At 72.2% G+C, this 9,012-nt stretch carries 7 protein-coding genes; 2 read left to right on the top strand and 5 right to left on the bottom strand.

Annotation, left to right across the window (positions count from 1 at the left end; all coding sequences use genetic code 11):
- Positions 1-90: 90 nt before the first annotated feature.
- Entirely contained in the window at positions 91-2,652 is a 2,562-nt protein-coding gene (locus ACZ3YO_RS34635) for an ABC transporter permease (RefSeq protein ID WP_465577507.1), read from the top strand.
- 91 nt (positions 2,653-2,743) lie between these two features.
- On the opposite strand, the gene ACZ3YO_RS34630 is transcribed toward ACZ3YO_RS34635, so the two are convergent.
- A complete protein-coding gene (locus ACZ3YO_RS34630; RefSeq protein WP_465577504.1) occupies positions 2,744-3,391 on the bottom strand; it encodes an HNH endonuclease family protein in 648 nt (215 codons plus the stop codon).
- 219 nt (positions 3,392-3,610) lie between these two features.
- Here ACZ3YO_RS34630 and ACZ3YO_RS34625 point away from each other — a divergent pair, with 219 nt between their 5' ends.
- Positions 3,611-3,892, top strand: a complete 282-nt coding sequence (locus tag ACZ3YO_RS34625) for a hypothetical protein (protein ID WP_465577501.1) — start codon at positions 3,611-3,613, stop codon at positions 3,890-3,892.
- Between the two features lie 87 nt (positions 3,893-3,979).
- Here the strand turns inward: ACZ3YO_RS34625 and efeU are convergent, their stop codons facing one another.
- From efeU to ACZ3YO_RS34605, 4 genes are all read right to left on the bottom strand, one after another.
- Positions 3,980-4,831, bottom strand: a complete 852-nt coding sequence (efeU, locus tag ACZ3YO_RS34620) for an iron uptake transporter permease EfeU (protein WP_465577499.1) — start codon at positions 4,829-4,831, stop codon at positions 3,980-3,982.
- 33 nt (positions 4,832-4,864) lie between these two features.
- The gene (gene efeB, locus ACZ3YO_RS34615) at positions 4,865-6,241 is read right to left on the bottom strand and encodes an iron uptake transporter deferrochelatase/peroxidase subunit (RefSeq protein ID WP_465577497.1); all 1,377 of its coding nucleotides are present in this window, start codon (positions 6,239-6,241) and stop codon (positions 4,865-4,867) included.
- Positions 6,242-6,365: 124 nt separating this feature from the next.
- Entirely contained in the window at positions 6,366-7,511 is a 1,146-nt protein-coding gene (efeO, locus tag ACZ3YO_RS34610) for an iron uptake system protein EfeO (protein ID WP_465577494.1), read from the bottom strand.
- 340 nt (positions 7,512-7,851) lie between these two features.
- Positions 7,852-8,676: an ABC transporter ATP-binding protein gene (locus tag ACZ3YO_RS34605; RefSeq protein WP_465577492.1), complete on the bottom strand. Its 825-nt coding sequence runs from the start codon at positions 8,674-8,676 to the stop codon at positions 7,852-7,854.
- Between the last annotated feature and the right edge of the window lie 336 nt (positions 8,677-9,012).

Below are 9,012 nucleotides of genomic sequence, written 5' to 3'. Positions count from 1 at the left end.
GGACCGCATGCGCCGCTTCGACGCCAAGGGCCGCACCAGCTGACGCCCCACCGCCAGCACCCCGCCCCTCCGCAGACCCCAGGACACCCCATGTACCGCACCGCACTGCGCAACGTGCTGGCCCACAAGGGCCGACTGCTGATGACGGCACTGGCCGTCATGCTGGGCACCGCCTTCGTCGCCGGCACCCTCGTCTTCACGGACACCCTCGGCAACGCGCTCCGCTCCCAGAGCGCCAGGAGCTACACCGACATCGCCGTGACGGTCAGCGACCGCGGCGCCGTCAGCAACGGCTACGACCGCGGCAGCAGGGGCTCCACCGGCCCCACCCTCACCGAGGACATCCGCAAGGCGGTGGCCGCCCTGCCGGGGGCCGCCGAGGCGCGCGGCGTGGTCAGCGGCTTCGCCGGCATCGCGGACAAGAAGGGCGCGCTGATCGGCAACGGCTTCTCCACCACCGGCACCAACTACGTGCCCGGCGCCGACGGCACCGACCCGCGCTACCCGCTGGTCGAGGGCCGGGGGCCGAAGGACGCCCGGGAGATCGCCCTCGACCGGAAGACCGCCGACAAGGGCGGCTACAAGGTCGGCGACACCGTCCGGGTGGCTGTCAACGGCCCGGTCATGGAGCTGAAGCTCACCGGCACCCTGCAGACCAACGACCCGCGCGTCGTCTCCGGCGGCTCGCTCGCCGCCTTCGACACCGCGACCGCCCAGCAGCTCTACCTGACCCCGGGCCGGTTCGCCGAGATCGACGTCAAGGGCAAGCCCGGCGCCGACGACGCCGCGCTGCTCGCCGCCGTCAGGCAGGCCGTCCCGCAGGACGACGCGATCGAGGCCCGGACCGGCCGCGAACTCGCCGCCGAGCAGGACCGGATGATCGAGCTCGGCACCAAGGGCATGAGCAGCGCGCTGCTGGTCTTCGCCGCCATCGCGCTCTTCGTCGGCGTCTTCATCATCGCCAACACCTTCACCATGCTGGTCGCCCAGCGCACCAAGGAGCTCGCCCTGCTGCGCGCCGTCGGCGCCAGCCGCAAGCAGATCACCCGGTCCGTGCTGATCGAGGCGCTGGCCGTCGGCCTGACCGCCTCGGTGGCCGGCCTGCTCGCCGGCATCGGGATCGCGGCCGGTCTGCGCGCGCTGCTCAACGGCCCGCTGGAGGCCAACCTGCCGGACGGCCCGCTGGTCATCGGCCCGTCCACGGTGCTCGCCTCGGTCGGCGTGGGCGTCGCGGTGACCGTGCTCGCCGCCTGGCTGCCGGCCCGCCGGGCCTCCCGGATCGCCCCGGTCGCGGCGATGAGCTCGGCGGAGCAGCCGGCCACCCAGAAGAGCCTGCTGGTGCGCAACACGATCGGCCTGCTGTTCGCCACGGCAGGCGTCGGTGCCCTGGTGGCCGGCTCGGCCGCCAAGGAGGTCAAGCTGGTCGGCCTCGGCGCCGGTGCGCTGATGATCGGCGTCTTCGTGCTGACGCCGCTGCTCTCCCGGCCGCTGATCGCGCTGTTCGCCCCGCTGCTGCGCAGGCTGTACGGGACGCCGGGCAAGCTGGCCCGGGAGAACGCCGTCCGCAACCCGCGGCGCACCGCCGCCACCGCCTCGGCGCTCACCATCGGCGTCACCCTGATCACCGCGCTGACCGTGGTCGGCGCCTCGGTGAACAAGGCCGTGGACGAAGCCACCGCGAGCGACATGAAGGCCGACTACACGGTCGCCATGCAGAACTTCTCGACGCTCTCCCCCGAGGTCGCCGCCCAGGTCGCCCGGACGCCCGGCGTCGCCGCGATGAGCGTGATGCGCACCGTCCCGGTCGAGACCGGCGCCGACGGCGACACCCAGTGGCTGACCGGCGTGGACGCCACCACCATCGACCAGCTGGCCACCGTCAAGGTCAAGGAGGGCTCGGCCGACGCGCTCCGGCAGGGCATGCTCCTCGTCAGCTCCGGCTACGCCGAGCGCCACGACCTCAAGGTCGGCTCCACCCTGGCCGTCACCTACCCGGACGGCGCCCGGGGCTCGCTGGCGGTCGGCGGCGTCCTGGAGGCCAACACCGCGCTGGGCGGCCTGATCGCCCCCGACGCCGTCGTCGGCCCGCACGCCTCGGCCGGCTCGGGCCTGGAGAAGGTCCTGGTCAAGGGCGCCAACGGCGCGGACGCCAAGCTGAAGCAGGCGCTGCGCGACGCCACCGGCGGCAACCCGCTGATCGCCGTCAAGGGCGAGAAGGACATCAAGGCGGAGAACCGCCAGATGGTCACCGCCGTGCTCAACATCATGTACGGGCTGCTCGGCATGTCCGTGGTGATCGCGGTGCTCGGCGTCGTCAACACCATGGCCATGTCGGTGTTCGAGCGCCGCCGGGAGATCGGCATGCTGCGGGCGATCGGCCTGGACCGGCGCGGCATCGGCCGGATGGTCCGGCTGGAGTCGCTGGTGATCGCGCTGTTCGGCGGCGTGGTCGGCGTGCTGCTCGGCGTCGTCACCGCCTGGGCCGGCAACCGCACGCTGGCGGACAGCTTCAAGAACATGACCACCGTCGTCCCGCCCCTCCAGATCCTGGGGTTCCTGGCCGGAGCCGCCCTGATCGGCCTGCTGGCCGCCCTCTGGCCGGCCCGCCGGGCCTCCCGGATGGACATCCTGGGCGCGATCAAGAGCGAGTAGCGGCCACGCGTGGACGTGGTGGAGCCCCGGCCGGATCGGGTACCGGCCGGGGCTCCGGCATGGGGGCGAAACGTTTCGGTGAAACGTTTCGTCAGCAGCCGTTGAGGATCGAGGTCAGCGCGCTCTTCTCGGCGCTGTCGATGGTCAGGCCGTAGTAGTACTTCACCTGCACCCAGGCGCGGGCGTAGGTGCAGCGGTAGGAGGTCTGCGGCAGCCAGTTCGCCGGGTCCTGGTCGCCCTTGGTGCGGTTGGAGCTGGCGGAGACCGCGAGCAGCTGCGGGCGGGTCAGGTCGTTGGCGAAGGCCTTGCGCTGGTCGGTGGTCCAGGCCCAGGCGCCGGAGCGCCAGGCCTCGGCGAGCGGCACCAGGTGGTCGATGTCGAAGCTGGAGGCGCTGGTGGTGGTGACGTTGTCGTACACCGACGTCCAGTTGCCGCTGACGGAGGCGCAGCTGGAGTCGGTCGTCACGCCGCTGCCGTCGCGCTTGAGGACCGTCTCGCGGGTGTTGCAGGTGCCGGAGATGGTGATCCAGTGCGGGAACAGCGCCCGGTCGTAGGTGTCGGCGTGGGACTCCGCGGTCGCCGCGATCGAGGCCAGGTACGAACGGGCGGTGGCGGCCGAGACCGGGGTGGGCAGGGCGGCCTGGGCGCTGCCGGCGCCGGCCAGCAGGGTGGTGAGGGCGAGCAGCAGGGCGCCGAAGGCGGCGGCCAGGACACGGCGGGGCGTGCGTATCGCGGACATGCAGGGACTCCTGGGTCGGTGTGAGGGCAGGCCGAAGCCCCCGGGCGGAGTGGCCCGGGCCGGCAACCAGCATGGCGTGCGCGGGGTTTACGCGGGTAGACCCTGGAGGTTAACTTTTGAGCCCCAGTCAGTTCCCCGGCTGTGGGCGGGGTTCCGGCCGGCTTGGCTGTCGGTGCCGCGTGGGACGATGTCCCACTCGGGGACAACGGGGAGGGCGGCATGGAGACGAGCAGGATCACGGGCGACGGCCCGGGCGGTCACGAGCACACGGTGCGGATCGTCACCCGGGGCCCGGACAACACGCGGTACGTGGTCTGCGAGGGCTGCGGCTATCGCAAACGGGCGGGCATGTTCGCGCGGGCCAAGGCCGAACAGCACCTGTCCGAGTCGCACGACGCGGGCGGCTTCCGCCAGCAGATGAGCCCCTGGCCGATCGTCCTCGGGGTGATCGGGGTCGTCATCCTGCTGGTGTTCGCGGCGGGGGTGCGCGGCGGCCACTGACACCCCCGGCCGACGCCCCCCAACGCGGACCGCCCCGCCCGGCGGGTGCCGGGCGGGGCGGTCAGGTGGTGCGGGGGCCGGACGCGGTCAGGCGGCCGACCCGGCGGAGCCCTGCTTCGGGGCGAGCGGCTTGGCCGGCCTGCCGCCGAAGACACCGAAGAAGACCGCCAGGGTCGGGATCAGGTACGCCGCCCAGATCACCAGCTGGAGGACGGTGGGGTCCGGCTGGAAGTTCAGGACGCCCTTCAGCAGGGTGCCGTACCAGCTGTCCTTGGGGATGGTGCTGCTGATGTCGAAGGCCAGGTCGTGCAGGCCGGGCAGCCAGCCGGCCTCCTGCAGGTCGTGCACGCCGTAGGCGAGTACACCGGCGGCGACGACGACCAGCATCGCGCCGGTCCAGGTGAAGAACTTCGCCAGGTTGATCTTCAGCGCGCCGCGGTAGAACAGCCAGCCCAGGACCACCGAGGTGAGCAGGCCCAGCGCCGCACCGATCAGGGGGTTGTAGCCGTCACCGGTCGCCTGCACCGCCGACCAGATGAACAGCGCCGTCTCCAGCCCCTCGCGGCCGACCGCGAAGAAGGAGGTCACCACCAGCGCGACCGTGCCCATCGCGAGCGCCGCGTCCAGCTTGCCGTGCAGCTCGGTCTTCAGGTGGCGGGCGGTGCGGCGCATCCAGAACACCATCCAGGTGACCAGACCGACCGAGAGGATCGACAGCGTGCCGCCGAGCGCCTCCTGCGCCTCGAACGTCAGCTGGGAGGAGCCGAACTGGAGGACGGCACCGAAGGCCATGCTCAGCACGACGGCCGCCGTGACGCCGCCCCAGATCGGCGGCAGCCTGTCCTTGCGGCCGGTCTTGACCAGATAGGCGATCAGGATGCAGACGACCAGGCTGGCTTCGAGGCCCTCGCGAAGGCCGATCAGGTAGTTGCCGAACACGGCACTCTCCTCGGGGTTGAACGGGACAGGGGATCAGCCGAAGAGGGCCTGGCCCCACCACTCGCCGGGCTTGCGGACGCCCGCCGGGCAGGCGAAGTGGGCGGAGCCGACGTGCTGGATGTACTCGTTGAGCTTGTCGCTGCCCGCCAGACGCTGCTGCAGCGGCACGAACGCCTTGCGGCTGTCCCGCTGGTAGGCGAGGAAGAACAGGCCGGCGTCCAGGCGGCCGAGACCGTCGGTGCCGTCGGTGAAGGAGAAACCGCGGCGCAGGATCATCAGCCCGTTGTTGCTGTCCGGGTGGGCCAGGCGCACGTGCGAGTCGTCGGGCATCGCCTTGAGGTCCGGCGCGTCGTGCTCCTTGGCCTTGCCGTACGGGGCACCCTCGCCCTTGGTCCGGCCGAAGACGTCCTCCTGCTCCTTGAGCGAGGTGCGGTCCCAGGTCTCGATGTGCATCCGGATCCGCCGGGCGACCAGGTACGAGCCGCCGGTCATCCAGTCCGCGCCCTCGCCGGGGGCGACCCAGACGTGCTCGGCGAGCTTCGCCGCGTCGGTGCCGGCGATGTTGTGGGTGCCGTCCTTGAACCCCATCATGTTGCGCGGCGTCTGCGCGTCCGGGGTGGTGGAGGAGGTCTTGCCGAAACCGAGCTGCGACCAGCGGATGTTGACCGTGCCCATGCCGATCCGGGCCAGGTTGCGGATCGCGTGCACGGCGACCTGCGGGTCGTCGGCGCAGGCCTGGATGCACAGGTCACCGCCGCTGCGCTGCGGGTCGAGCTTGTCGCCCTTGAAGTTCGGCAGGTCGATCAGGGCCTCGGGGCGCCTGGCCTTGAGGCCGAAGCGGTCCACGCCGTCCTTCTCGAACAGGGTCGGGCCGAAGCCGATGGTGAGGGTCAGCCGGCAGGCCGGCAGGCCCAGGGCCTCGCCGGTGTCGTCCGGCGGCGCCTCCGGCAGCCCACTCGCGGCGCCGCTGCCGACCTCACGCCCGCCGGTCATCGCCGCGGCCGCCTTCGTCCACTCCTTCAGCATCTTCACCAGCGACTCGCGGGTGGCCGTGGCCGACACGTCGAACGAGGCGAAGTGCAACCGGTCCTGGACCGGGGTGGAGATACCCGACTGGTGGTCACCGTAGAAGGGGATCTCCCCGCCCACGGCGGCGGCCGGCGCCGGCGCCGGGTCGTCCTGCCGGGTCGCGGCGGCCACCGAGCCGACCCCGGCCGCGCCGAGGGCCACCCCGGCACCGGCCCAGCCGATCACAGCTCGCCGGCTGACCGGGCCGCGGGCGGCGGCGTCCCGCGCGGCGACGGTGGCAGTGGCGCTGGTGGTGGCAGCTGCGGTCTCGGAGGCAGCGGGAGTGGTGGCGGCGTCGGTGCCGGCCGGAGTCCCGGTCTGCTGCTCGTTCTCGGCGTCCATCTGCGGGCGGGCCCTTCTCTGTACTGAACTCACGGATGCCGTGGCGGCCGCTCGGGCCGCCACGGCGATGTGGTGGAGATGCTGTTCTGCCTGGCCGCCCCGGGCGGGAACGGCCGGACGGGTACTACTTGACGACGACCGCGGCACCCAGCTTCGACAGCGGCTCGCCCAGCGAGTTCACCGCGTCGGAGAAGGCCTTGCGCTCGGCCTCGGTCACCTTGTCGTACGAGGTGTAGGTGCCGTCGGCCTGCTTGTACTTGGCCAGCAGCGCCTGGATCGCGGCGAACTCCGAGTCCAGGGTCTTGGCCAGCTCGGTGTCCTTCTCCGAGGCGACCGGCTTCAGCAGCTCGTAGGCCTTCTGCGCGCCCTCGACGTTGGCGGCGAAGTCCACCAGGTCGGTGTGGCTGTAGCGGTCCTCCTCGCCGGTGATCTTGTTGGTGGCGACCTCGTCCAGCAGCTCCTTGGCGCCGTTGGCCATGCTGGTCGCGGTGATCTCCGCCTCGGGGATCTTCTTCTGCCAGTCCTTCAGGTCGGCCACCAGCTGGTCGGCGAGCTTCTTCTCGTCGTCGCCGATCTTGGCGTCGGCCCAGAGCGACTTCTCCAGCTTGTGCCAGCCGGTCCACTCCTGGCCGGGCTCCAGCTTGTCCTCGCGCGTGTCGGTCTTCGGGTCCACGTCACCGAAGCTCTCGGCGACCGGCTCGGTGCGCTCCCAGCCGGTACGCGACGGGGCGTACAGCGACTTGGCCTTCTCCAGGTCACCGGCCTTGATCGCGCCGGCGAAGGCCTCGACGGCCGGGATGGTGGCGTCGGCCTGCTCCTGGGCGTACGTGCGGTAGGCGTCGACGGCGGCGGTCAGCCGCGGGTCGGCCGGGGCGGCCGCGGCGGAGGCGTCACCGGTGACGGTGATCTTCTGGCGGATGCCGTCGCCGACCATGCCGGGCTTGCAGGCGACCTCGTACGAGCCGGCCTTGATCTCGGCGTTGATGGTCGCCTTGGTGCCGGGGCCGATGTTCTCGCGCTCGGTGATGATCTTGTCACCGGCGGCGTAGACGTAGACCTCGGTGGTCTTCGAGCCCTTGTTGGTGATGTCGATCACGACGTGGCCGGCCGGGAAGCTGGTCTTGGAGACCTCGCAGGCGGTGTCGGTGGCGTTCACCTTCACCGCGTCGGCGGACGCCTTGTCGTCCTTCTTCTGCGAGCAACCGGCCAGCGCGGCAGTCGCCACAGCGAGGGTGAGCAGCGTGGCTGCGGTGGAACGACGGGCGGACATGAGGGCTCCAGCGGGAAGGCAGGGTGAACCAGGGCAGGGCTGAGTGTGGGTGCGGGAACCGGAGCCACCCGGACCCCCACCCACTTAGCTAAGGCATACCTTAGGGATATCTGATTTCGCCGTCTACACCGCCCCCCGTTCACGATCCGCCCAGGTGGGGACCGCCTTGGCAGCAGCATGTCGTCAGCCCACCGACGAATTCCGGCCACCGGCCCGCCGAACGGCGGGGTTGACCTCGGCGGCCACCTGCGTCACCGCTCCCCTCGGCCCTCCCGTCCGGTGCCCACCCGTCCGACGGCCACCCGTCCGACGGCATTCCGTCCGGCCGCCTCCCGCCGCGTCAGCGCTCCGGCGTACGGCGGGCGGCCGCGCGGGCGGTCCAGCGGCCCTCGTGCCGGCTGATCCGGATCGGGTGGCCGAAGCAGGTGCTGATCAGCTCGGTCGTCATCACCTCGTCCACCGGCCCGGCCGCGACGCACTCGCCCTCGCGCAGCAGCAGCGCGTGGGTGGTGCTCTCCGGCAGCTCCTCCAGGTGGTGCGTCACCAGCACGCTCGCCAGCTCCGGGTGCTGGTGGCGCAGCAGGTCCAGGCTGTCCAGCAACAGCTCACGGGCGGTGAGGTCGAGGCCGGTGGCGGGCTCGTCGAGCAGCAGCAGGCGGGGGCTGGGCATCAGCGCGCGGGCGATCAGGGTGCGGCCGCGCTCACCCTGGGAGAGCGTCGTCCAGGGGGATTCGGCGATCGCGGCCATGCCGAGGGTCTCGATCAGCCGCCCGGCCCGCTCGAGCTCCTCGGGGGCGGGCTTACGGTTGAGGTCCGGTTCGATGGTGTTGCGGGTGCCGGTGAGCACCACCTCGCGCACGGTCAGCGGCGAGCGCAGCGGGTGGCGCGGGTTGACGTGGCCGAGGTGGGCGCGCAGGTCACGGATGTCGACCCGGCCGAGCCTGCGGCCGAGCACGTCCACCTCGCCGTGGGTGGGGTGGGAGACCGCGCCGAGCAGTCCGAGCAGGGTGGACTTGCCCGCGCCGTTGGCGCCGAGCAGCGCCCAGTGCTGACCCGGCTCGATGGCCAGGGTGATCCCGCGCAGCAGGTAGCGGCCGTCGCGGACGACATCCACGTCGCGGGTGCGCAGCAGCGGGCCGGTGGGCAGCGGGTCGGACGTACTCATGGCGGGCGGTCCTCCGGGGGTTGGCGCCGGGCAGGGGAGCGGGGTGCGGCGCCGCGCCGGGCGGGCAGCCGCCGACCGTACGCGTGCAGAGTACAACCGTCCGCGCGGCGGCGGCCGGGCCCGTCCGAGGGGTGGACGGGCGGAGCGAGGGGGCGCACGTGAGCGGTCTGCTGCACGCCCCTGTCGCCGGGCGGCAGTTGGCGGGAGGATCGTTGCGAAGCACGGTGTGAAGGGGGCTGGACGGATGGGGTGGGACGCAGAACCGGCGGGGCGGGACGCGAAGCCGGGGGCACAGGACGCCGAACCGGCGGGGCGGGACGCGAAGCCGGGGGCACA

The organism is Kitasatospora sp. NPDC022785, from assembly GCF_055561295.1.
Note: the sequence above shows the minus strand (reverse complement) of the source record. Positions and strands in the feature narration are given on the sequence as shown.

What these genes read in the sequence shown, in the direction of transcription:
- efeB (WP_465577497.1), bottom strand. Translation starts at nt 6,241, where the DNA reads ATGGACGCCGAGAACGAGCAGCAGACCGGGACTCCGGCCGGCACCGAC.
- ACZ3YO_RS34625 (WP_465577501.1), top strand. Translation starts at nt 3,611, where the DNA reads ATGGAGACGAGCAGGATCACGGGCGACGGCCCGGGCGGTCACGAGCAC.
- ACZ3YO_RS34630 (WP_465577504.1), bottom strand. Translation starts at nt 3,391, where the DNA reads ATGTCCGCGATACGCACGCCCCGCCGTGTCCTGGCCGCCGCCTTCGGC.
- ACZ3YO_RS34605 (WP_465577492.1), bottom strand. Translation starts at nt 8,676, where the DNA reads ATGAGTACGTCCGACCCGCTGCCCACCGGCCCGCTGCTGCGCACCCGC.
- ACZ3YO_RS34635 (WP_465577507.1), top strand. Translation starts at nt 91, where the DNA reads ATGTACCGCACCGCACTGCGCAACGTGCTGGCCCACAAGGGCCGACTG.
- efeO (WP_465577494.1), bottom strand. Translation starts at nt 7,511, where the DNA reads ATGTCCGCCCGTCGTTCCACCGCAGCCACGCTGCTCACCCTCGCTGTG.